The sequence below is a fragment of the Synechococcus sp. JA-3-3Ab genome, assembly GCF_000013205.1.
Taxonomy (GTDB): domain Bacteria; phylum Cyanobacteriota; class Cyanobacteriia; order Thermostichales; family Thermostichaceae; genus Thermostichus.
In genome coordinates this window covers 2461540-2483552 of sequence record NC_007775.1, presented here as the reverse complement: position 1 = coordinate 2483552, position 22013 = coordinate 2461540, and the positions used below count along the sequence as shown (strand labels likewise).

18 protein-coding genes and 1 pseudogene are annotated in these 22013 nt (G+C 61.4%); 7 read left to right on the top strand and 12 right to left on the bottom strand.

Features of this window, described 5'->3' with window-relative positions; genetic code table 11:
• The first annotated feature begins 103 nt into the window (after positions 1–103).
• Positions 104–529, top strand: a complete 426-nt coding sequence (locus tag CYA_RS11615) for a hypothetical protein (protein ID WP_011431268.1) — start codon at positions 104–106, stop codon at positions 527–529.
• A 54-nt stretch (positions 530–583) separates the two neighbouring features.
• On the opposite strand, the pseudogene ribB reads toward CYA_RS11615, so the two are convergent.
• From ribB to CYA_RS11590, 5 genes and pseudogenes are all read right to left on the bottom strand, one after another.
• Positions 584–1726 (bottom strand): annotated as a pseudogene (gene ribB, locus CYA_RS11610) (3,4-dihydroxy-2-butanone-4-phosphate synthase); the annotation flags it as partial.
• A 216-nt stretch (positions 1727–1942) separates the two neighbouring features.
• Complete coding sequence (gene moeB, locus CYA_RS11605; protein ID WP_011431266.1) at positions 1943–3106, bottom strand: molybdopterin-synthase adenylyltransferase MoeB; 1164 nt, start codon at positions 3104–3106, stop codon at positions 1943–1945.
• Positions 3107–3108: 2 nt separating this feature from the next.
• Positions 3109–3390, bottom strand: coding sequence for a MoaD/ThiS family protein (locus CYA_RS11600; protein ID WP_011431265.1), 282 nt, complete (start codon positions 3388–3390; stop codon positions 3109–3111).
• A 210-nt stretch (positions 3391–3600) separates the two neighbouring features.
• On the bottom strand, positions 3601–4089 hold the full coding sequence (locus CYA_RS11595) for a M67 family metallopeptidase (RefSeq protein WP_011431264.1): 489 nt from the start codon (positions 4087–4089) through the stop codon (positions 3601–3603).
• A 281-nt stretch (positions 4090–4370) separates the two neighbouring features.
• Positions 4371–4658: a DUF6464 family protein gene (locus CYA_RS11590; RefSeq protein WP_011431263.1), complete on the bottom strand. Its 288-nt coding sequence runs from the start codon at positions 4656–4658 to the stop codon at positions 4371–4373.
• A gap of 373 nt (positions 4659–5031) precedes the next feature.
• Between CYA_RS11590 and hslO the strand changes: the two genes are divergently transcribed.
• Positions 5032–5994, top strand: coding sequence for an Hsp33 family molecular chaperone HslO (gene hslO, locus CYA_RS11585; RefSeq protein WP_011431262.1), 963 nt, complete (start codon positions 5032–5034; stop codon positions 5992–5994).
• A gap of 49 nt (positions 5995–6043) precedes the next feature.
• Positions 6044–7066, top strand: coding sequence for a glycosyltransferase family 2 protein (locus tag CYA_RS11580; protein WP_011431261.1), 1023 nt, complete (start codon positions 6044–6046; stop codon positions 7064–7066).
• Positions 7067–7073: 7 nt separating this feature from the next.
• Here the strand turns inward: CYA_RS11580 and CYA_RS11575 are convergent, their stop codons facing one another.
• On the bottom strand, positions 7074–8327 hold the full coding sequence (locus tag CYA_RS11575) for a YcjF family protein (protein WP_011431260.1): 1254 nt from the start codon (positions 8325–8327) through the stop codon (positions 7074–7076).
• 248 nt (positions 8328–8575) lie between these two features.
• On the opposite strand from CYA_RS11575, the gene CYA_RS11570 reads away from it, so the two are divergent.
• From CYA_RS11570 to CYA_RS11560, 3 genes are all read left to right on the top strand, one after another.
• Entirely contained in the window at positions 8576–9127 is a 552-nt protein-coding gene (locus CYA_RS11570; protein WP_011431259.1) for a Dps family protein, read from the top strand.
• 146 nt (positions 9128–9273) lie between these two features.
• Positions 9274–9540: an Asr1405/Asl0597 family protein gene (locus CYA_RS11565; RefSeq protein ID WP_041438578.1), complete on the top strand. Its 267-nt coding sequence runs from the start codon at positions 9274–9276 to the stop codon at positions 9538–9540.
• Positions 9524–10087: a (2Fe-2S) ferredoxin domain-containing protein gene (locus CYA_RS11560; protein WP_041438576.1), complete on the top strand. Its 564-nt coding sequence runs from the start codon at positions 9524–9526 to the stop codon at positions 10085–10087. The genes CYA_RS11565 and CYA_RS11560 overlap by 17 nt, the downstream gene beginning before the upstream one ends.
• A gap of 28 nt (positions 10088–10115) precedes the next feature.
• On the opposite strand, the gene CYA_RS11555 is transcribed toward CYA_RS11560, so the two are convergent.
• From CYA_RS11555 to menA, 6 genes are all read right to left on the bottom strand, one after another.
• Positions 10116–11078: a Gfo/Idh/MocA family protein gene (locus tag CYA_RS11555; protein WP_228375523.1), complete on the bottom strand. Its 963-nt coding sequence runs from the start codon at positions 11076–11078 to the stop codon at positions 10116–10118.
• Between the two features lie 126 nt (positions 11079–11204).
• Positions 11205–12440, bottom strand: a complete 1236-nt coding sequence (locus CYA_RS11550; protein ID WP_011431255.1) for an LL-diaminopimelate aminotransferase — start codon at positions 12438–12440, stop codon at positions 11205–11207.
• A gap of 97 nt (positions 12441–12537) precedes the next feature.
• Complete coding sequence (locus tag CYA_RS11545; RefSeq protein WP_228375317.1) at positions 12538–15789, bottom strand: hypothetical protein; 3252 nt, start codon at positions 15787–15789, stop codon at positions 12538–12540.
• A gap of 80 nt (positions 15790–15869) precedes the next feature.
• Positions 15870–17048 (bottom strand): LptF/LptG family permease, encoded by a 1179-nt coding sequence (locus CYA_RS11540; RefSeq protein WP_011431253.1) that lies wholly within the window; start codon positions 17046–17048, stop codon positions 15870–15872.
• 77 nt (positions 17049–17125) lie between these two features.
• Complete coding sequence (locus CYA_RS11535; protein WP_011431252.1) at positions 17126–18964, bottom strand: LptA/OstA family protein; 1839 nt, start codon at positions 18962–18964, stop codon at positions 17126–17128.
• 141 nt (positions 18965–19105) lie between these two features.
• Positions 19106–19972 (bottom strand): 2-carboxy-1,4-naphthoquinone phytyltransferase, encoded by an 867-nt coding sequence (menA, locus tag CYA_RS11530; RefSeq protein WP_041438574.1) that lies wholly within the window; start codon positions 19970–19972, stop codon positions 19106–19108.
• A 368-nt stretch (positions 19973–20340) separates the two neighbouring features.
• Between menA and CYA_RS11525 the strand changes: the two genes are divergently transcribed.
• Positions 20341–21864 (top strand): isochorismate synthase, encoded by a 1524-nt coding sequence (locus CYA_RS11525; protein ID WP_041438572.1) that lies wholly within the window; start codon positions 20341–20343, stop codon positions 21862–21864.
• The last annotated feature ends 149 nt before the right edge of the window (positions 21865–22013 follow it).

Sequence of the window (22013 nt, the reverse complement as noted above, 5' to 3'; positions counted from 1 at the left end):
GCAAGCCATTTCGCGGATGACGGGCTGTGCAATGTCGTGCTTAAGTGGAAATACGGTAAAAAACCATCCTGATTTGATTCATCACTAATCAGTCTTTACACGTATGGTGATCCTCGACTACGCCTCCGCCGACCACGACCATGTGGCGGTGACAAAGGAAGGGTTTTGGGAGGCCATCCGCTTTCAGGATTATTTCTACGCTTTTAACCGCAGCTTTGCTCGGCTGCAGGACGCTATCGCCAGTTGCCGCCGCGAGATGGATCGCGGCTCCTTGATCAGCATTGTGGTGGTGCGCCCTCCTAGGTTTGAGGTGTGGTCGCGGGTGGGATCGGAAGTGCCGGTTTTGCCGAAGCAACTGTTGCAGGGGGGTTCTTCTCAGCCAGCGGCACCGTCTCCCTCCCCCCGCAGGCGAGTCTTCTGGCGCTTCTGGGAGCGAGCTGCTGAGGTCTCTAGGGTCGATGCCGAGCTGCCTTCAGCGCGATCCCTCTTCTACCGGGGCGCTCGGCCTTACAACGCTCTACAGGCCTAAGCTGGAGTAGAGTTGCGGCTCGGATTTCCCGCTGAGGGGGCAGGAGGGCTTCAAGTGCAAATTCACGTCCTCCTCTTCCAGCAGTAGGGGCACCCGCTCGGCCACTTCCAGGCCAAATCCCTTCAGGCCGCTGATGTGGCGAGAGGTATTGCTGATCAGGCGCATCTTCCGCACCCCCACATCGCGTAGGATCTGGGCGCCAATGCCGTAATCCCGCAGATCCATCGCTGCTGGCGGCGCAGTTTCAGCTAGCCCCAGATCTTGGCGAGCATAGGACTTGATTTGCTCGATAAGGCTGAGCTCTTGCCGGCGCAGGTACACCAGCACCCCCTGGCCCTGGTGGTCGATCATCTTCAGGGCGGCGGTCAATTGGCGGCGACAGTCGCAGCGCAGGGATCCCAGCGCATCCCCCAGGGGGCATTCCACATGCACCCGCACCAGGACGGGCTTGGCGGCAAATTGGGTCGGATCCCCCTTCACCAGCGCCAGGTGTTCTACCTGGTTAAGGGTGTCGCGGTAGCCGTAGACCTGAAACTGGCCAAACTCCGTCGGCAAAGTGGCGATAGCCCCCCGGTGCACCAGCCGTTCGGTGCGCAGGCGGTACTCGATCAGATGGGCGATGGTGATAATTTTCAAATTGTGCTGACGGGCAAATTCGATCAACTGGGGCAGGCGGGCCATCGAGCCATCCGGGTTTTGGATCTCGCAGATCACCCCTGCCGGGTACAGCCCGGCCAACATGGCCAGATCCACTGCCGCTTCCGTGTGGCCGGCCCGTTTGAGCACCCCGCCCTCCCGCGCCCGCAGCGGAAAGACATGCCCAGGGCGGCGCAGATCTTCCGGTCGGGTATGGGGATGGATGGCCGCCTGGATGGTGCGAGCGCGGTCGGCAGCGGAAATGCCTGTAGAAACCCCTAACTCTGGCCCGGCATCAATGCTGACGGTAAAAGCTGTCTGGTTGCTGTCGGTGTTTTGCCCCACCATCAGCGGGATCTTCAGCTCGTCGAGGCGGGATCCCTGCATGGCTAGACAGATAAGGCCCCGCCCATAGGTGGCCATGAAGTTGATCACCTCTGGCGTGGCAAACTGGGCAGCACAGATCAGATCCCCTTCATTTTCCCGGTTTTCGTCATCGACCACGATGACCATGCGACCACACTTGAGGTCCTCCAGGGCTTCGGGGATGGAGTGAAAGATGGTTTCTGTCTCTGCCGGCAAAGTGGCACTCATGGAAAAGGGGAGGCGAAAAAGGGAGAGGAACCCTCGAAGATCTATGCTAGAGCAGGACAAAGGGCAGGAGAGAAGCCGAAACAGACAGCCGCCCTTGACCGCACTGCTACTGGGCTGGCTTCCGCGCAGCGGCAGGCCGCTTGTGCCTTCAACTGCAGGGCAAGGGACAGCCAGAGCTTTGAACTAGTACTTGGGAATGGAGGGATCGTAAGCCTCAGCCCAGGCCAGGATCCCCCCGCGCAGGTTTTTCCCTTGGATCCCGGCTGCTTGCAGAATCTTCAAGGCCTTGGCCGAGCGCACCCCGCTCTTGCAGTGGACGATTAGCTCCGAGCCGTTGAGGAGTTTTCGCACCTGCTCCACCCCATCGCCGTTTTCGATTTGCGGCAACGGGATCAGGTGAGCGCCAGGGATCCGGCCGATCTCCCACTCGTTGGGGTTGCGCACATCGACCAACACAAAGTCTTGGCCAGCATCCATCCGCGCCTTCAGCTCAGCCACGCTGATCTCGGGGATCTCCGCTTGGCTGGCTTGTTCTGTGGCTTGCGGGATCCCACAGAACTGCTCGTAGTCGATGAGCTGGGTGATGGGGGGAGTGGCGGGGTTTTTGCGCAGCTTCAGCTCGCGGAAGCTCATTTTTAGAGCATCGTAAAGCAGCAGCCGCCCGCTCAGGGTCGTGCCGATGCCCAGCAGGATTTTCACCGTCTCGGTGGCCTGGATCAGGCCGATGATGCCGGGCAGGATCCCCAGCACGCCCCCCTCGGCACAGGAGGGAACCAGCCCCGGTGGCGGTGGCTCGGGGTAGAGATCGCGGTAGTTGGGCCCATCCTCGTAGTTGAAAACCGTCGCCTGCCCCTCGAAGCGGAAGATCGAGCCGTAGACATTGGGCTTGCCCGTCAGCACACAGGCATCGTTGACCAGGTAGCGGGTGGGGAAGTTGTCGGTGCCATCCACGATCACGTCGTAGTTGGCAAACAGCTCCAGGGCATTGTGGGCCTTCAGAGCGGTGTTGTAAACGTCCACCTGGCAATAGGGGTTGATCTCCAGGATGCGGTTTTTGGCCGATTCCACCTTGGGCTTGCCCACCCAGGAGGTGCCGTGGATCACCTGCCGCTGCAGGTTCGACACATCCACCACATCGAAATCGACGATGCCGATCCGCCCCACACCGGCTGCCGCCAAATACAGCAACAGGGGCGAGCCCAGCCCGCCGGTGCCAATGCACAGCACCTTGCCCGCTTTCAGCCGCTTCTGCCCTTCCAGGCCCACCTCTGGCAGGATAAGGTGGCGAGAAAAGCGCTCCATCTCCTCGCGGGAGAGGCTGACTTGGCTGGTGTCCAGGTTCAACATGGTCAACGCCCTCCGGCAATAGCAGGAACGATGCTGATGACGGCTTGTTCTCCCACCGGCGTGTTGTCGCCTTGGGCCAACGTGCGCACGTCCTCGTCATTGAGGTAAACGTTGACGAAATTGCGCAACTTGCCGTCTTCTGTGTAGAGGTGGCGCTTTAGCTCGCCATAGCGGGCGATCAGGTTGCTCATCACTTCGCCGACATTGCTGCCCTCGATCTCGACAGCTTCCAGGTTGTCGGTGTAGGGACGCAAGGGGGAGGGAATCAAGACTTTGGTTGCCATGGGAGTTCGGGGAAGGGTTCTAGCGATCTGGTTGATCTACACCTTGAGGTTCTGAGCTGAACTATTCCAAGTGTCACCTCATCAAGTTCAGAGTACCGCTTTTTCCGACAACCCTCACCCCAGTCATTGCCCACCAGGGATCCCAAAGCTTCTCAGCCATAAGCCTCATTTTTGGAAGGAAGGTTGGCGGGAAAACAGCAGTCAGCTTCTCTAGCCAGCCCGAGCCACAAGCGAGGGCAGAGATTTGTCTTCCCAAATCTGCATCGGCTCCCGTTGGGGCTGCTCCTGCTCATCCAAAACCCAACTGGCCACCTCCTCTGCTTTGCCCTCGCGCACGCTGACGATCACACAGGAAAAGCCCCAGGGAAAAGCGTGCTGGCGATCGAACTCGGAGGGAACAGCCGCGTGGTTGGGGTGGGAATGGTAGGTGCCCAGGATCCCCAGGCCTTTGCGCACGGCATGGTCGTTGGCCCGCTTGAAATCCGCCGGGTCGATCAAGAAGCGGCGGCGGCTGGATTCGCCGTCTGCCAAGGGGTTTTCGGCTTGATCCCAGGTGTTGGCCACCGCCCAGAGTTCATGGACGATTTTGTCCGCTCCCTTGAGCTCGCCGATCAAAATGCCGCAGCCCTCGTAGGGAAAGGCTTGCTCGCCATGCTGGCGGATGGCGCGGAGGTGCTCTGCCGAGAGGTGAAGGGCCATGAATCTCACCTTTGCCGATGGAGTTACCGTTCTTTCATTTTGACACAGAGGGATAGCTTGGTAGCCCCGTACTTTGGTGCGGGCAGAGCTCTGGGCTGATGAGCTGGGGAACTGCGCAGAGTCCCCAGCGCTCCGGGGAAACAGCTATGCCGTTGCCTTGGCGTTTAACCAGCCGGTCGGCAGGGGGAGTGTCGAAGGTTGACTGGGGATGGGATCCCTTCTTTCGCCGCCGGTTTTCCTTTGGCATGAGTGGGAGTCTGAACAGATTTGGATCCGGCGAACTAACCGAGCACATCAGGGTGAGGATCCGGCAGCGGAGAGGCAAGCGGGGAATAGTGGGGGCAGCCCTGGCAGGGCCCTCGCGGGTTGACGGCACAGCGCAACCAGGTCGACTGGGCGCTGAAAATACAGGAGGGATCCCCCAGCGGCTGGCCGAATTCACCGGCCCGTTGGCGGCGCAGCAGCACCACTTGTCGCCGCCAATCCTGCAAAAAGCGGCTGTAGGCGCGTTCCCGCCAGCGACGCTTGGCCGCATGTTCCGAGACGTAGGCAGTGAGGTTATCCAACATGAAGCAGTCACCCAGAGAGTAAGGCCAACAGGCTGGGGGTCGCGTTGGATCAGCCTAGATCCTCAGGATGGCACACTCTGGTAGGAGAGGGAAAAATTGCAGAAGAATTGCAAACGCTCCCTATCTTACTTGGGATGAAGAACCGCTTTGCCAACCGGAGGGCAGAGCGGCAGCATGGGCAAGGTGATTGGCTTTGAGCCGAAAAACTAGCGGAGCAAGCTGCTGGCTAGTGGGCAGGGGGATAAGCCGCCTATGATGGTATAGTAGAGGCTGGCTCCGACTTATAGCGAAGTGGCAGCGAGCCTACGGGGAAAGAAGTAAGTCGCCAGGGGATCCCTGCAGGCTTGCTTTCGAGGCAGGAGTTGAGGTTGTGATGACGGATGCCTCTGGGTCAGAACGATTGAAGCGAACCAAGGATATTTCTGAGAGTACACCGCCTTCATCTCTTCCGGATCACCTGATCCGGGCTACGGCGGCGGAGGGCAAGATTCGGGTGGTGGGCTTGGTGTCCACCCAGGCAGTCCAGGAAGCGCGGGAGCGGCACAAGCTCTCCTATGTGGCGACAGTGGCGCTGGGGCGGGCTATGAGTGCAGCCCTGTTGCTGGCGGCCAACCTGAAGCGACGCCAGGCGCGGATCAACCTGCAACTGAAGGGAAATGGCCCCTTGGGCGGCATCTACGTAGATGCCGGCATGGACGGCACGGTACGCGGCTATGTGAGCAACCCTGCCATTGAACTTCCTCTCACCCCTGAGAGCAAGTTGGATGTGGGTCAGGCCGTTGGGCGTTACGGCTACCTCCATGTGCTGCGGGACTTGGGCTACGGCCAGCCTTACACCAGTGCTGTGGAACTGGTTTCGGGAGAGGTGGGAGATGATATCAGCTACTACCTCTCCTCCTCGGAGCAGATCCCTTCGGCAGTTCTTTTGGGGGTGAACCTCGATTCCCAGCGGGTGCGCGCCGCCGGTGGAGTGCTGATGCAGCTCATGCCGGGAGCGCCAGCCAGTCTGATCCCGGAGATGGAGGCCCGTTTGGCCAAAGTAGAGGAATTCAGCCCAATGCTGGCCTACGGCGGCGGTTTGCGGGAGCTGTTGCAAATTTGCCTGGGCGACTTGGATCTCAAGATCGCGCCGGAGGTGCGCACCATCCGCTTCTATTGCCAGTGCAATTCCGACCGGGTGAAGGGGGCGCTGCGCATGTTGGGGCGGGACGAGCTCATCGACATGATCCGCACCGATAAGGGAGCAGAGGCGGTTTGCCAGTTCTGCAACGAGGTCTACCGCATCTCAGAGGATGAGCTGCGCTCGATTGTGGCGGAGATGTCGGCAAACCCATAGCACCCCGTGATGGCAGAATAATCGCCAGGTACGGGATCCCTGCTCTCCTATGTCCTCTGAGCCTGCTGCCCCTGAGCTCTCGGTTGTCATCCCCTGCAAAAATGAGGCGGACAACCTGGAACATTTGTTCGAGCGCCTGCGCCTAACCTTGGATCCGTTGGGGATCCCCTACGAGATCATCTGTGTCAACGACGGCAGCGAGGACGACACGCTGGAAAAGCTGATCGCTTTCCATCGTCAGGATCCCCGCATCAAGGTGGTGAACCTCTCCCGCGGTTTTGGCAAGGAAATTGCCCTCACCGCCGGCTTGGACTACGCTGCGGGCAGAGCCGTTGTGCCCATCGACGCCGACCTGCAGGATCCCCCGGAGTTGATCCCGGAGATGCTGCAGCAGTGGCGGCAGGGGTATCAGGTGGTGTATGCGGTGCGCCGCAGCCGCCGGGGAGAGAGCTGGCTCAAGCGCTTGACGGCCAACGGGTTTTATTGGGTCATCGACCAGCTCAGCCAGGTGCGGATCCCGCGCAATACCGGGGACTTTCGGCTATTGGATCGGCAGGTGGTGGACGCCATCAGGCAACTGCGGGAGCGCACCCGCTTTATGAAAGGGATCTTTGCCTGGGTGGGCTATCGTCAGGTGGCCATTTTTTACGACCGCGCCCCCCGTTTTCGCGGCAAAAGCCAGTGGAACTACTGGCGGTTGTGGAACCTGGCCATAGAAGGCATTACCTCTTTTAGCTCTTGGCCGTTGCGGGTGTGGAGCTATCTGGGCTTGGGGATTTCCGTGCTGGCTTTGCTGTACGGCCTTTTTCTGATCATCCGCACTTTGCTGTTTGGCTCTGATGTGCCCGGCTACGCCTCTTTGGCGGTGATGACCTTGTTTTTGGGCGGGATCCAGTTGATCAGCCTGGGCGTAATTGGAGAGTATCTGGGCCGCGTTTTTGAAGAGGTGAAAGGCCGGCCACTGTACCTAGTCCAAGGCGCCTTTGGGTTCGAGACCTCAGGACATTCGCCTTCTCCAGGATCCTATCCTGTTTGCAGCTCGGGCTCGCTGCCCACTCAAAAGCCGGGATGAAAAGCTCTTATGCTCTTATTCCCACCTCATTTTTCTGGGTTCTGCGTCCGGCATATTCTTGGTACTCGCGCACAAAGATCTCCTGCATCTCTTTCTGGGAAAGCTGGATTCCTTGGATTTCGGCGCGGGCGATGGCCTTCATCAGCTCAATATAGGCCAGGCCAAGGGAAAGGGTCAGGGTAGCGGCTGTGGTGGATTGGATGATGCCGCCTGCCAGGGATCCCACGCCGGGGATCAGCTTCAGCAGGTTCGAGACAATGGCCCGCCCGGTCACCACTGCGCCCCCAACGCCTGCCAAAGCCGCCATCAAAGAGTAATAAAAAGAAGGGGAAGCTTTGTAGCCGAAGATAAAGCTGATATTGGCAATCATGCCAATCTGAGCAGCCACCAACAGAGGGGCATCGGCAAAAGGAAGGGGGGTTGCCCCAATAAAGGCCGCGCTGGCCACATAGCCCGATACATACTTAAAAGCAGCATCGGCTTTGAGATCTACCCGCAGCAATTGCTGGCGGATAAAGGCAAGGCGAGCCACTTCCGGCAGCAGCTCCAAGGTGCAGCCGATCAGATGCTCCAGCCCGTGGGCGGGGATGGTGAGTTGCCGGTTAATGACCTTGTCCTTAGCCAAAAGAGGAACAATGTAGCGAACAGGGAGATTTTGGCGCTGCAAATACTGGAAAAACTCGCTCTCTTCCGGATTGGGGTATTCCAGGCATTGAGTTAAAACCAAGATGACCGGCACATCTTTGAGTTCCAGTTCCCTCAGCCACCTGCGCTCGGTTTCCTCCAGCCGCTTCAGCTCGTGGTGGATGCAATACCAAACAATGTGAATGTGATGTTCAGGATCCTTGAGGCGCAGCTCGTCGATTAGTTGGGCCACCTCGAGGCGGATCTGAGTATTCTGCTCGCCGGCCAACTCCATGCCAGGCGTATCGTAGATGGTGATCGGGCAACCTTGCTTGGAATATTGGCGAATGTGGCGGGTGACGGGGCTGCCGACGCCGGTGCGGGCCAGCTCATCTTTAAACACCGCGTTGACCAAAGTGCTCTTGCCCACCCCGCTTTTGCCGATCACCAGGACGTTGCAATGGCCCATTTCGGCCTCCGCTTCCAGCAGGCTCTGTTTGAACAGGTGGCGTTTGAACAGGTGGCCGGCCGAATCTTCTAGATCTCCCTGTTGCCCCCGAGCTCGCGCAACCGTTTGATGGGTTAGGCGAATCAGTTTTTCTATCCAGGAGCGGCTTTCCGGCTCCGTTTGAGACATGCTCCATCCCCAAGTACGGGATCAACTGGGCTAACGCTCCCAGTCTAGTGTAAATCGCGAAGGGATGCGACTCCTCCCTGACCGGCCCACCGGTTTTGCTACAACCAGCACTTTATTGAGAGCTGTTCACAAGAAGCGCCGAGTTGGACTATGCTGGGGTGGGGACAGCCCCAAGATCTCCTGGATCGACTCAATCAAGTAGACTGGGTAGATAGCTGTGTCCTCTTTACCTTGGAGAACCTTGCCCTATGTCCGAAACCGCAACCTTGCGCCAGGCCTTCAACAGCGTGCGCAACAACCCTGTCTCCCTCGGCCTGGAGGTGACCCAGCCGATCTGCGAGGGGATGAACGCCCTTCTGGCCAGCTTCCAAGGGTTGTACTTGCAATACCAGAAGCATCACTTCGTAGTGGAGGGCACCGAGTTCTACCCGCTGCACCAGTTATTCAAGGATCACTACGAGCAGGTGAGGGAACATGTTCACGACCTGGGAGAACGCCTTGAAGGTCTAGGGGGTGTGCCGGTAGCCACCTTTGCCACCTTGGCTCGCCTCTGCTGCTTTACCCCTGAGCCGGATGGCGCTTTTGAGGCGCGGCAAATGCTGAAGAACGATCTGGCCGCGGAGCAGGCCATCATTGATCTGCTGCGGCGTCAGGCCGCTCAAGCGGAAAGCCTAGGGGATCGCGCCACCCGCTACCTCTACGAGCAGATCTTGCTGAAGACGGAAGACCGGGCCTTCCACCTCAGCCACTTCCTGGCCAACGACAGCCTGGTGTTTGGCTTGATGGACGGCAGAGCCTAGTCGGGATCCAGGGCAGGCCCGTCAGGTCGGCGAGCCTGCTACCCTCTCTGCGCTGGCTTTTGTTTTTCTTGTAAGCATTTATTGAGAATTACTCTCCCTAGTAGCTTTCCAGGTCTACTCTTACTGATGAGGCGTTGCTTCTGGCCATGAACTTTGTATCTTCTGGGAGCGGCTATTGTTTGCAGATCCCCTTGGGGGAGCGCTGGCGCATTGGGCGGCGGCTGGTGGAGTTGGGGATCCCAGCGGTTTGTACGGGAGAGGGTCATTTGCAGGTGCAGGTGGACACGCCTTTGGCTCTGGTGCAGGTGCGCAGCGTGATCCGCCAATACACGGCGCGGCGGCGGGAGTTATTGGACAGCCTAGAGATATGTTGGCAGCTCAACGCTGGGGGACAAGATGAGCAAGTTGGCTAAGCAAAGGATCCCGTTTGAGGCAGAGGGCCAGTTCCTGGGATTTCTTCCCGATAAGGATGGCAAGCTCAAGTACTTGCGCTGGCAGGCCGGGGCAGAAGTGTTTGCCGGCAAGATCCCCAAGCCGCTGCGTTCTGAGCTCTACCGCAGCCTCAAACCCGGAGATAGGCTTCAGATCGCCGGGGAGCGGGAGGTGGATCCATTCAAGGGGCGAGAGAAATGGGTGCTCTGCCGCGTGGTTCCTGTCCAGGCTTCCCCCAAGGCCGCTCCCGGAGCGGAGGAAGGGAGGAAAGGCGTTGTCTTGGTCTGTCAGAAGTCTGATTGCTGTCGGCGGGGGGCGATGGCGGTGATGCAGGCTCTGCAGGCCCACTTGGCGGCCTACCCGGAGACCATCCGGGTGCAGGGAGTGGGCTGCATGAAAGATTGCAAACGGGGGCCCAACGTGGTGTTCCTGCCCGACAAGGCTCGCTACAGCGGCGTTTCTCCGCAAGGGATCCCGGCTTTGTTGCAGCGGCACTTTCCGCTGGCAGACCCAGTTCCTTCTCCTTGAGCGGCAACGTCGCCTGCTGCTAAGGGATCTAATCCTGGACGCAGACAACCTGCTGGGTTTGGGCAGACCGCTCGGCGGCCTCGGCCACAGCTAGGGCGTGGAGTATCTTCTCCGGATCCACGTAGAGAGGGCTGCCGCAGCGCAGGTGAGCCAGCACCATGCGGGTATCTTGCTCAAACAGGCCGTGGCGAGATCCGGTCTCCAGGGGATGGGCGCTGCCAGGGCGCAACAGGGTCGCCTCTTCGCCGTTGATCAGCAGGCCCCCCCGCTGGCCATGGAACTCCAATAGGCGCTGGGAGCACCACAGGGAGTCCCCTTTGCCATAGGTCAACACCGCCAGCAGCCCACTGGCAAAACTTAGGTGGGCTGTGCAGTAGCAACTGCTGTAGCGGTGGGGCAAGTCTGGACCGTCGTAGCGCAGTTGACAGCTCACCCGCTCTACCTTTCCCAACAAGTCCACCAGGCGGTGGATGCGGGAGACAGCCCCTGTGAGGGGGAAGCCAAACTGGTCGGGCCGATAAGTCCAGCGGTCGGGGGCAGGGTGGGTGGCAGTGAGGGTAATGTAGCGAACGGCAAACAACTTGCCCAGCCCTGCCAGCTCCCGTCTCAGCAACTGGTGAACGCCGCTGAGGAGCTCTATGTGCTCTACGTGCAACAGCAACTGCCGTTCCGCTGCCAATTGCACCAGGGAGCGAGCTTCGGCAACGCTCAGGGCCAGGGGATATTCCACAACGGTGTGGATCCCGGCCTCCAGGGCGGCACGGGCGATGGCCGCATGATCCCGATTGATGGTGCTAACAAACACCAAATCCAGCGGCTGCTCGCAGAACAGGGAAGACCAGTCGGAATAGGCCGCCGCCCCAAACTCGGCGGCAAAAGCAGCACTTCGCTCAGGGGTTCGGCCAGCAACTGCCACAATCTGCACCTGCCCATCTTTGCGCAAGGCTTCTGCCCGTGAGCGAGCTGCGTAGCCAGTGCCGATGATCCCCACCCGCAAGGTCTGTCTCCTCTCGTAGCCTGTTCTGTCTGTAGCATCCCATGGAGCCCCACACCAGGGATCTTTCCCTCTCCAGCTTGTCCGGGAAGATCCCTGCTCCCCCGCCAAAGCTCTAGCCCCTTAGCTTCCAAACACGCTGACAATGCGGCGCATCGCCTCCTCCACGTTGGCGCGGCTGTTGAAAGCCGACAGGCGCAGATAGCCCTCGCCGGCGCTGCCAAAGCCCGATCCGGGAGTTCCCACCACATGGCAGGTGTGCAGCAGCTTGTCGAAAAACTCCCAACTGCTCAGTCCTTCCGGGGCTTTTACCCAAACATAGGGAGCGTTGACGCCGCCGTAGGCTTGGATCCCCGCTGTGGCGAGCTGCTCGCGGATGATGCGGGCATTCTCCAGGTAAAACTGCACCAGAGCCCGCACCTGGACCTGCCCCGCCTCGGAATAGACGGCTTCTGCTCCCCGCTGCACAATGTAGGCCACGCCATTGAACTTGGTGGACTGGCGGCGATACCACAGGCTCCACAGATCCACCCAGGAGCCGTCGGCAGCCTGGCCCCGCAGCGACTTGGGCACCACGGTAAAGGCGCAGCGGGTGCCGGTAAAGCCAGCCGTTTTGGAAAAGGAGCGGAACTCGATGGCGCATTCCCTTGCCCCTGGGATCTCGTAGATGGAGTGGGGGATCCCAGGCTCGGTAATGTAGGCCTCGTAGGCGGCATCGAAGAGGATGAGCGAGTTGTGGGCGCGGGCATAGTCCACCCAGGCCTGCAAATGCTCCCGCGTGGCCACTGCGCCGGTGGGGTTGTTGGGAAAGCAGAGGTAGATGACATCCACCTTTTGCTGGGGCAAGCTGGCGGTGAAGTGGTTTTCTGCCGTCAGCGGCAGATAGACCAGGCCCTCGTATTCGCCCCGCTCGTTGGCCGGCCCCGTATGGCCGGCCATCACATTGGTGTCTACATAAACCGGGTAGACGGGATCCGTGATGGCAATGGTGTTGTCGTGGCCGAGAATATCCAGGATGTTGCCGCAGTCGCACTTGGAGCCGTCGGAGATGAAGATCTCAGAGGCGTCGATGTCGCAGCCGCGGGCCTGGAAATCGTGGCGGGCAATGGCCTGGCGCAGCCACTCGTAGCCCTGTTCCGGCCCATAGCCGCGGAAGGTGGCCCGCTCCCCCATCTCCTCCACGGCCCGGATCATGGCTGTTCGGCAGGCTTCCGGCAGCGGCTCGGTGACATCGCCAATGCCCATCTTGATGATCTGAGCTTCGGGATGGGCGGCGGCAAAGGCCTGCACCCGCCGGGCAATCTCGGGAAAGAGATAGCCAGCCTTCAGCTTGAGGAAGTGGTCGTTGATCCTGGCCATAGGAGTTCAGCGCTGCTGAGCAAAAAGGAGCGTCGGCCCTTTAGTGTAGCCGAAGCCGGCCCCAACCCGCCCTCCCGACTGCAGGGCAGAGCCAGCCCTAGCGCCCCAGGCTATCCAGGCTGAAGGCGCCCACCGGCGAGGTTAGGTGAAACTCTCCCCGCTCTTGGGTCAGGCCCACCGGGCGGCTGGGAAAGGCCACCAGGATCCCTTCCAGGCGCAGGGACTCTGCCAGCGGATCGTAGGCCAGGCGCAGCTCGAAATCCCGCAGGTCGCGGCGCACCTCAATGCGGCGGATCCCTGCCTCCGTCAGGCCCAGGCGGAGCCGCCAGTGGTTTTGCCACTGCGTGCCGAGGGTGGCATCCAGCTCCAGACCATAGGTAGAGATCTGGCCCAACCGGGGATCGTAAACCGCCTGCAGCGCATAGCTGATCCCCGGCTCATACACCTCCAGGCCGGAGCGTTGATCCCGGTTAAATGTGGTGCTGCTGCGTCCCCGATACTCCAGACGAACGGGTTGGAGCTGTCCCTGGTTCAGGTCGTAGGCCGTCTGCAACTGAATGTTGAACAGATCAGGGGTGGTGCTCCAGGTGAAGTTGGCGTTGAGGGTATCCCACTTCTGGGTGATGAAGTCGTAGCCAAGGCTGGTGTCCAGGCGCACCAGGTTTTTCACCTCTGCCTGCAGCTCCTGCAGGTTACGGGAGGCAATCGCTTCCAAGTCCTCCGGCGTGTCGTCGGGAAAAGTCAGGGCTATGGGCAGCTCGCCGGGCAGGTCATCTTCAAAGGCAAGGTAGCCGGGAGGCACGTTGGGCAGGAAGTCGCGCGGCGTAAAGAAGCTGATGCTGGCGTTGAGGCGATCCACATCCTTGGGGCTGGCGGAAAGGGTTTGAAAGGGCACAGAGTTGTTGCCGTAGAAGGTGCGGCTGTAGCGCAGGTCGATGGTGTTCCAGTCGGCAGGCTTGAGGCTGAGGCGGGGGTTGAGGCTGACGGTGGATTCCTGGTCGGGGGTTGAGTACAGGACTTGGGTGTAGTCGATCGAGCCGGGCATGAAGGTGATCCAGGGAGCCGGTTGAATGTCGTTGAATTGAAGGCTGGAGCGCAGCTCGTAACGATTGAAAAAGTTAAGGCCGGATCCCACTTCTCGATCCGGCTGTTGCTCTTGGGTCAGGGTGAGGGCGCTGCTGAGGGAGATATCGGGAGTGATGCGGAGGAGATCGGGATTGAAGGCCAGCTCGAAGTTGCGGCGCGGCTCGGTGTCGCCGTTGGAGCTGCTGTAGGCGCGGTAGGCCAGGCGATAGGTGCCGCCCCAGCCGGGTGGGGTGAGTTGGGCACCCAGCGTCAGCCGCGCGTCGGCAAAGTCTGGCCCATCCTTGACGCTCACCCGCTGGTTGTAGTCCAGCCGCAGATCCGATTGCAGCCAAGGCATGCCCCCATAGCGCTGGAGGTGGCTGAGGGTGAGGGGAAAGCTATAGGTGCCGTTCTCCTGGGATCCGGTGCGGCTGATGTTGAGGGTGGTGGTGGAGAGATCCCCCTGAAAGGTGGCGTTGAGACGGAGATCGGCGTTGTCGTTGCGCCCGCCGGCAAGACGGTAGGTGTTGTCCAGGTTGAGGTTGAGCTGTCCCCGCAGTTGGCCTTCCTGCCCAAAGAGGTTGGCAGCGTAAAAGTCGAAGTTGTGGTCGATGCGGAAACGGCTGGAGAAGCGCTGTTGGTCGGCTTCGGTAACCAAGTAAAACTGGGCTCGCCCGTAGTTGACACTGTCCGGGATGGGCAGGATGTAGTCATGCAAGAAACCAATGCCCACCCCTTTTTTCTGGATGGCATCCAGCCGCAGGCCGCCGAAGTTGTATTCGTCGAAGCGGTAGGCCCAACTGGATTTGACAAACACCCCCTCTGTCTCGCTGCGCCCCGGCAGCACCCATTGGTGATCTCGCAGGCTGTAGATGAACAGGGGGAAATAGGCGATCTGAAGGCCCGCCCGCAGATCCCCTGCTTCTGTGAGTTCGCCGCCGGCAAACACGCGGGCGTCGTAGACGATCACCCGGTCATCGGGAAACACCTCCACCCGATCCCCTTGTACGTAGTGGGTAATGGGCGGCTCCGGCGAGGTGGTGACGGTGGCCCTCTCGAAAAAGATCTGATCCCCCAACAGGGCGGTGGTCTCTTGGCTGCGCACAAAAACCTTGGTGCCCGGCTCCTCCCCCGGCAAGATCACCAGCGAGCTTTCAAATTGAGCGCTGCGACCGGGGATGTCCAGATCCAGGTTGCGCCCCTCAATTTGCCGGATGCCGCGCCCCTGGGGTCCAGGGGGCTGTTCCATCCGGAAGGGGCCGTCGCTGCGCAGGCGCCGTTCCCGTCGGTAAAACAACAGCCGCTCGCCGCTGATGCGGGTGCCGTCGGCCAACTGGATCTGGGCGTTCCCCTCGGCAATGCCCAGGTCTTGCTCGGCAAGGTAGCTGAGCACATCCCCACTGACGTTGATCTGAGCCGGGTCGAGGGGGATCTGGGCGGTGGCGGTGGCCGCCAGCTGCTGGCGAATCTGGGATCCCTGGCTGGCAGGCGGAGCGGCTTCTGGGCCGGTGGCGGGATCGCCCAGATCTCGCAACAGGGGGAACCGCTCCAACAACTGAGGAGCAAGGAGGGATCCGGCAGTGGGGGTGAATGCCTCAGTTCCGGTTTGAGCTGCCCTCTGAGTGCCGGTGGAAGAAGGGGCGCCGCCCCAATTCCAGTTCCCGCCGGCTTGCGGGATCCAGGTCGGGACTTGCTGCGCCACCGCTTCCGAACCAGGCCTCTCTTGCCCTTGAGCAGCGGCCAGGCTCTCGACGGTGGACCCTGGGGGGGGAACAGGCAAGCGCCTCGCTTCGTTGGGGTGCTGCCCAGGTTGCTCTTCTACCTGCAAGTCAGCAGCTTGGGAAGTTGCAGGCTGGGAGGAGCGAAGGGAGTCCAGAGTAGGAACAGCTGCCGTGGGCGTTGTCGATGAAGCAGACCGGGAGGACGGTGTTGCCTGAGCTTGGGCCTGCTGCGCCTGCCGCCGTGCATGGGCCGCCGCCCCTTCGGCCAAGAGCGGCTGCAGCCGCTGCCGGTTTAGCTCTTCCGGTGTGAGCGCTTTTTCGGGAGGGGATCCTTCAACAGGGGCCGAGGCGGGAAGAGGGGGAACGGAGGGAGCCGCTGTTGCTGCCAGGCGCGAGGAGGATTGGGCCTCGGCCAAGGTGATGGGATCCCCCAACAGGCTGGCGCCGGTGGGAGCAACCGGCTCTGAGCCAGGATCGCGGCTCCGCTGGGCCGCCCAAAAGCGCTGATAGCCCTCCAGATTGGTGGGCAGGGGATCCAACTGGGCAAAGACGGCCTCCCCCATCCCCAACCACAAGGAGCTGCCCCAGCACAGGGCCAACCATTTTGCCCAAGGGCTGAAGCCCTGCGGGAAGTTGCCGGATCTCACCGTAAAAACCGCCACAGTAGAGAGAAGCCCACCCCACCGAAAATCATATTCGGCAACCAGGCGGCCAGCCAGGGATCGATATGCTCAACTCGGCCCATGGCGCGTCCCAGGCTCATCAGTACATAGTAAATAAACACCAGGACAATCGCCAGCGCCACACTGCCGTAGCGGCCGGTCTGGCGCACCGTCTGCAGGCCCAAGGGCGCAGCCACCAAAATGGCAAAAAAGCTGGCCAAGGGAATGGCGAACTTGAGGTGGTACTCCGTCAGGCAGCGGGCCACATCAGCAGAAGGACGTTGCTCCGCTCGATATCGCTGGCACTGCTCCCACAGCTCTGCCGCCCGTTGCTCCTGGGGCACCTTCTCGGCGTACACCAGGCCCACCAACTTGTTGACGATGTTCAGCTCCATCTCCGCCACCTGGCCCTCGTAGTAGGTGCGCCCCCGCTCGTCGTAGCGACGGATCACCACGTCTTGCAGGTGCCAGGCTTGGCCCACCTGGTGCGCCGTTTGGGCCGAGATCACCTGTGGGTAGCGCAGGTGGCCGGTCTCGGCCTTGCGATCCAAAATCAGCAGATCGCGCATCCAGCCGGTCTTCGGGTCGATGGATCCCACATGAAACCAGAGGTCGTCGTCCACCCGCACAATTTCCTCCGAGTCAAACGGAAGGGCATCCTGGGCCAGGATGAGGTTGGTGTTCAGGGTTTTCACCTTTTGGTTGGTCTCTGGCACGATCACCTCGTTGGTCAACAGCGCCAGGCCGCTGACCAGCAGGCCGATGCAGAGCACCGGAATCAACACCTTGCGGTAGGGGATCCCGGCGGCCCGCAGGGCGGTGATCTCGCTGTCAGCTCCCATCCTGCCCAGAGTAAGTAGGGTGGCAAAGAGGCCGGCAATGGGGAAGGTGACCACCAAAATGGCGGGCAAGTTGAGGAGGAGAATGTGCAAAATTGTCAGGGGAGGGGCGCCTTTTTTCACCAGCAAATCGGCGTAGATAAAAAGCTGGTTGCCCAGCATCATCACCGTGCCCCCCGCCACCCCCAAAAAGAAGGGGCGGATCATCTCTTTGCAGAGATAAAACTCCAAAAAAAAGCCCCCCAACTTCAGGGATCCCCAAAAGCTCCCCGTCTGGGCAGAAGTTCGGCGCCGTTGACCCTTGGCCAGTGGGATGGTCATGTGGCTCTGTTACCTCAGGTGCACAAGCTCAGCCAGCTCTAGAGATCCAGACGACCCCCAGCTCCGCTGGGATCCCGTCAGAGGGCGTCGGTGATGCGGAATTGAAACATCCCCTGCTGCTGCTCGTCCCCTTCCACGGTGTACTCATCCCGCTCCAAGTTCAGGGTGACCAGCCTGCCGCTGAGGCGGTTGGCGCCCCGGCACATCTGATCCAGAGCATCGCGACCGGGCAGCGGTGCAGTGCTCTCGCGGGGAATCGGATTGAGCTCGCCGCGATCGCAGAGGAGGACGGGAGCCTGGTCGGCGGTGATCCTGAAAATCTGCCCTTGGTCGGAGTACTCGGCGCGATCCCCTTCGATGGCGCGGTTGGCCTGCACGATAACCACATTGCCGAAGAAGCGGGCATCGCCGCTGGCCTGATCGATCTCCACCCGGTCGGCGTAGATCACCGTCGGCTGGTCCACATCGGCCTGGGTCTGGGGGTTTTGCAGACGCCGCGCCAGCCAGTCCCCCTCGATCTGCTCGATCACCACCTCTCCCCGCAGCTCCACCTTCTCAGGGGTAATGGTGGCCTGGTTGGCCTTGGCCTTGCGCCCCCGCTGGATGAACTCGACGGCCTCGCTAAACTCCGAGGTGCCGGTACGAGAGTTGTAAACCAGGCGGGCGGCCCGCACTTCCGTTTCGGCTTGGCGCAGCTCCTCCGTCAGGGATCCGCCGCCAGGAGCTGGGGTAGAGGTGGCCATCTGCCGGTAGAGGACGTTTTCTTCAAAAAAGAAGATCTTGTCGCGGTGGTTGCCCTCCAAGCGGGCGGAGGTGAGCACCCGCCCAGGCTCGCGCAGGGTAACCCCCCCCGTCAGCAGGCTTTGGGATTCGCGGCGGCGGTAGGTGCCCTGGGCCGACTGGATGATGGTTTCCCCCTGGCGGATTTCCAGGTTGCCTTCCCCGCGAGCAATTTGCGTGTTGCGGTCGTAGGTGAGGCGGTCGGCGACGATGGTGACCTCCTGATCCTGCTGGGCTGGGGTCGCCTGGGGATCAGCCTGGGCCAAGCGCAGATCCGCCAAGAGGGGATCCCGGCTGCCGACATCGGCCACCTCCTGCAACACCACGCCGCCGGAGAGAATGCTCTGGGCCTGTCGGCGCAGGTAGGTGCCCTGAGGGGCGCGAATCTCGAGGCCGCCTTCGCGAATGCGCAGGTTCCCTTTCCCTTCGGCCACCTGGTTGGCCCGGTCGTAGGTGAGCTGGTCAGCGGTGATGATGGTAGAAGTGGGATCCGCCCCAGCGCTGGTCGGGTCGCTCATGGGCGCGGCTGCTGGGCGTGAGGACTCCGAATCCAAGGGCAACACCGTTAGCTTGCCCTGCTGGGCGCTGAGGAGGGCAAATTGGAAGTTAAACGAGCCGGAGCGGCCCTCTAGGATCATTTCTTGCCCTTTGAGGGTGAAGGCCTCCGGCACCTCGATGCGCTCTTCGGGGGTGATTCGCAGAGCACGGGTCAGAAGCAGGCTGCCATCCTCGCTTCTCACCTCCACCCCCTCATCCAGATACAACGCGTCGGCGGTGGCGTTGTAGCGGGCACGCTTGGCCTGCCAAATCATCCGCTCGCTGCTGGCAAAAAAGGGATCCGGCACCTCTTCTTGGCGGTCGGCGCCATCTCCGTAGAAGTAGCCGTGCGCCCCCTGCTCAAACACCTGTTGCCCAGCTCTTAGCTCCACCTGGTCTGCGATGAGACGCCAACGCCGCTGGCCCCCTCGACGACCCAAGATATCTACCCTGCGGCTGACGGAAAGGGGCTGATCCGGGGGAAGGGGCTCCACCTTTACCTCTTCGATGTCGATGGACAAGGCCCAGGCAACCAGAGCAGCCAAGAGGCCGGTTCCCAAGAGCGCCACCCCCAGGTTGGAATTGAAAAATCGCCGCATCCTGTTCTCGCCGCTGCCTTACGTTGATCCCTAACCCATGAGCCCCAGCGGGGCCAACACCCAAGCCGGCACACTAGGCTGTAGCTTATCGCAATTTGCGGGCCGCCTCGGCGGGATCCCGATCACCTCTAGGGTTCTGGCTTATCCCAGACGGCTGAGGATAAAGCCCAGCCCCAGAAACAGCCCCAGCCAAAAGTGGAGGCCGACGGCGATGAACTTAGAATGGCTGATCCGCTGCGGCTGGTCGTGATAGGCCCCCAGCAGGCGGGATAGCCGCACCGCAAAGGGGATCCCGGCAAAACCCAGCAACGTCCAAGCCGGAAAAGCCCCCAGCCCGACAAACAGCAGCAGCAGGCCAAAAATGCTGCCGCAGATCCAGGGGATGAGACGGGCGGAGCGCCGAGTGCCCAGGCGGGCCACCGGCGAGCGCTTGCCGGCAGCCAGATCGTCCTCCACCTGATGGAAATGGGAGCAAAACAAAATTAAGCTGGTGACCATCCCCACCACCAGTGAGGCCGCCAGGGCTGGCAGCGACCAGCTTTGGCTTTGGCTGTAGTGGGCGGCCAAAACCGCCAGCGGCCCGAAGCTCAAAAAACAGAGGAGCTCCCCCAGGCCGTAGTAGCCCAGGCGCAGGGGCGGCCCCTGGTAGGCGTAGCCCAGCCCGCAGGCCAGCAGCACCAATAGCAGCACCGTCGGATCCGATTGCCGCCAGCTCAGCCACAGGATCCCCGCCAGCCCCAAAGCCAAAAAGGCGTTGCCCACCCAAAACACCTGAACCGGCCTGCCCGTCAAGCTGACCAGCGAGTGGAGCTTGTTTTTGTCCACCCCCGTCTGGGCATCAAACACGTCGTTGCTGATGTTGACCCAAGCCAAAAGACAGATGGCGGCCCCCAGAAACACCGCCAAAACCCCCACATCCATCGCCCCTGACTGGGCGTAGGCGATGGCGGATCCCACCCAGATGGGCATGATCGCCACGCTGTACATGGGGGGCTTAAGGGCGGCCATCCACAACTGTCGCCGAGAGCGGCCCTCCCAAGTGCCCTTTTCCGCAAGCTGTACTGGGCTGGCCTTTGGACTCCTGCGCGTTCTCTTTGACGGTTCCGGCTGTGCGAGCATGTTGGATCTAGCTCTCTCTGGGTTCTGTGTTTGCTCTGTATTTGTTAGGTTAGGGGGCTTCTGTTCCCATCCCCAAGGATGCTAAGAAACCTTGCAATCCGTAAAGAAACGCCTGGGATCCGGCGCTGGCGAGCCTGAGCTGCCGGCTGCCCCCCTAATCTCATATCCTGAAACGCCTTTCTGCAGCTTCCCTTGCCGGTTGAGATGACGGTTGTCCTGTTTTCGGCCAAGGTAGGATCGTTCTCTTTTGCTTGCGCATGACTTCTTCTCTTTTCCCCTGGAAGGGTGGGTCCGGACGCACGAAATGGCCCAGAGCCTGGCCGCCCATTCACGCCTCTGCTGGGCCAGCAGAGGTGGAACACGCCTGGGATCCCCTGCTAGCGACCTGCCAAGAGATGGCGCGAGCGCGGGGGATCCCCCAGATTCTCAGCCTATCGCAGCCCATCTCAGGGCTAGATCCGCTGGCAGTGCTGACCCGGCAGTTGGGCTCGCTCCCCCCCAACCGCTCCTCTAGCTATTGCTATCTCTCCCACCAGGCGCAAGGGGAAAGGGTGCGGGTGCTGGGGTGGGGATCCCTGCGGCAGCTCGACCTTTCAGGAGAGGGGAGATTTCAGGCGGCACGGGCCTTTGTGCAAGCCCTACAGCCCCATGTCCACACCGCTCCTGGCAACCTAGAGTCCCCAAGCAGCCGTCAGGAGCGCCCTTTGTGCTTCTGCCGTTTTGGCTTTGCCCCCAGGAGCGGCGGGGGGGCAGCACTGGTCCTGCCGCGCTGGCAACTGTTGCAGGTGGGGGGGGAGCTGACGGTGGCGCGGCTTAACCTAGAAGTCGGCCCCGAAAGCGACCCGGCGGCCTTGGCTGGTCAGATTGCCGCTTTTTTTGCCCGCATGCAGCGTCTTTCCCAGGCTCCCTTGCCCGGTTGGGAGCTGCAGCCCCCTCTACCGGTAGCGGTAGCGGAAACACCTCTCTTGGCTCGCATTCAAAAAGCCCTGCAAGCGATTCAGGCGGGATCCCTGGAAAAAGTGGTGCTGGCAGAGGCTGTGGATCTGGCGTTGCCCTCCCCTCCCCCGATCCCTTCGCTGCTGGCCTATCTGGAGGCCCATCACCCCGATTGCAGCGTCTTCGCCTTTGCCCTGGAAAGCCAGAGGGATTTTCCTCCCCAGATCTTCTTGGGAGCCAGCCCAGAACGGCTACTGTCGGTGTGGCAGGGCCGGGTGCAGATCGATGCGCTGGCCGGCTCCGTCGCCCGCGGCGCCAACGGCCACCAGGATCGCATGTTGGCCGAGCAACTGCTCCGCAGCCCCAAAGACCGCCGCGAACACCAGTGGGTGGTGCGCTCGATCCAAGAGGCTCTGGGCCGGCTGGGGATGGAGCCCCGGATCTCCCCTCAGCCACGGCTGCGCCGTTTGGCCAACATCCAGCATCTGCAAACGGTGATCGAGGCCGAACTCCCTACGGAGGTGCATCTGTTCGACCTGTTGGCCCAGCTCCACCCCACCGCAGCGGTGGGAGGCTATCCGCAGCAGGCGGCGCTGCAGTGGCTGGAGCAGTGGGAGCCCTTTGACCGCTCGAGCTATGCCGCCCCGCTGGGCTGGGTGGACTTGCAGGGCAATGGCGAGTTGGTGGTTGGGATCCGCTCGGCTTTGATCGCGGGGAAGCGGGCCCGCCTGTATGCCGGCGCCGGCATCGTGGCCGATTCCAACCCCGCCCAGGAGCTGGCCGAGATCCGCCTCAAGTTGCATTCTCTGGCCCAGGCGCTGGCCTTGCAGCCCTTGCCCGACTAGATCCTCTCGATCCAGCAGGGGAGAGAGCTGCTCCAACTGCTTCGCAAACGGTTACAGTTAAGAAGCTGGCCCTTCCGTTGGCCTCGACTGCTCGGCAGCATGGTGACCCTGAATCCCACCCATTCCTCTCGTACGGCCGGATCCCGCGC

Excerpts from the sequence above, each read along its gene's own strand:
- CYA_RS11615 (WP_011431268.1), top strand. The coding sequence starts at position 104 with ATGGTGATCCTCGACTACGCCTCCGCCGACCACGACCATGTGGCGGTG.
- moeB (WP_011431266.1), bottom strand. The coding sequence starts at position 3,106 with ATGTTGAACCTGGACACCAGCCAAGTCAGCCTCTCCCGCGAGGAGATG.
- CYA_RS11600 (WP_011431265.1), bottom strand. The coding sequence starts at position 3,390 with ATGGCAACCAAAGTCTTGATTCCCTCCCCCTTGCGTCCCTACACCGAC.
- CYA_RS11595 (WP_011431264.1), bottom strand. The coding sequence starts at position 4,089 with ATGGCCCTTCACCTCTCGGCAGAGCACCTCCGCGCCATCCGCCAGCAT.
- CYA_RS11590 (WP_011431263.1), bottom strand. The coding sequence starts at position 4,658 with ATGTTGGATAACCTCACTGCCTACGTCTCGGAACATGCGGCCAAGCGT.
- hslO (WP_011431262.1), top strand. The coding sequence starts at position 5,032 with ATGACGGATGCCTCTGGGTCAGAACGATTGAAGCGAACCAAGGATATT.
- CYA_RS11580 (WP_011431261.1), top strand. The coding sequence starts at position 6,044 with ATGTCCTCTGAGCCTGCTGCCCCTGAGCTCTCGGTTGTCATCCCCTGC.
- CYA_RS11575 (WP_011431260.1), bottom strand. The coding sequence starts at position 8,327 with ATGTCTCAAACGGAGCCGGAAAGCCGCTCCTGGATAGAAAAACTGATT.
- CYA_RS11570 (WP_011431259.1), top strand. The coding sequence starts at position 8,576 with ATGTCCGAAACCGCAACCTTGCGCCAGGCCTTCAACAGCGTGCGCAAC.
- CYA_RS11565 (WP_041438578.1), top strand. The coding sequence starts at position 9,274 with ATGAACTTTGTATCTTCTGGGAGCGGCTATTGTTTGCAGATCCCCTTG.
- CYA_RS11560 (WP_041438576.1), top strand. The coding sequence starts at position 9,524 with ATGAGCAAGTTGGCTAAGCAAAGGATCCCGTTTGAGGCAGAGGGCCAG.
- CYA_RS11550 (WP_011431255.1), bottom strand. The coding sequence starts at position 12,440 with ATGGCCAGGATCAACGACCACTTCCTCAAGCTGAAGGCTGGCTATCTC.
- CYA_RS11545 (WP_228375317.1), bottom strand. The coding sequence starts at position 15,789 with ATGGGGGAGGCCGTCTTTGCCCAGTTGGATCCCCTGCCCACCAATCTG.
- CYA_RS11540 (WP_011431253.1), bottom strand. The coding sequence starts at position 17,048 with ATGACCATCCCACTGGCCAAGGGTCAACGGCGCCGAACTTCTGCCCAG.
- CYA_RS11535 (WP_011431252.1), bottom strand. The coding sequence starts at position 18,964 with ATGCGGCGATTTTTCAATTCCAACCTGGGGGTGGCGCTCTTGGGAACC.
- menA (WP_041438574.1), bottom strand. The coding sequence starts at position 19,972 with ATGGCCGCCCTTAAGCCCCCCATGTACAGCGTGGCGATCATGCCCATC.
- CYA_RS11525 (WP_041438572.1), top strand. The coding sequence starts at position 20,341 with ATGACTTCTTCTCTTTTCCCCTGGAAGGGTGGGTCCGGACGCACGAAA.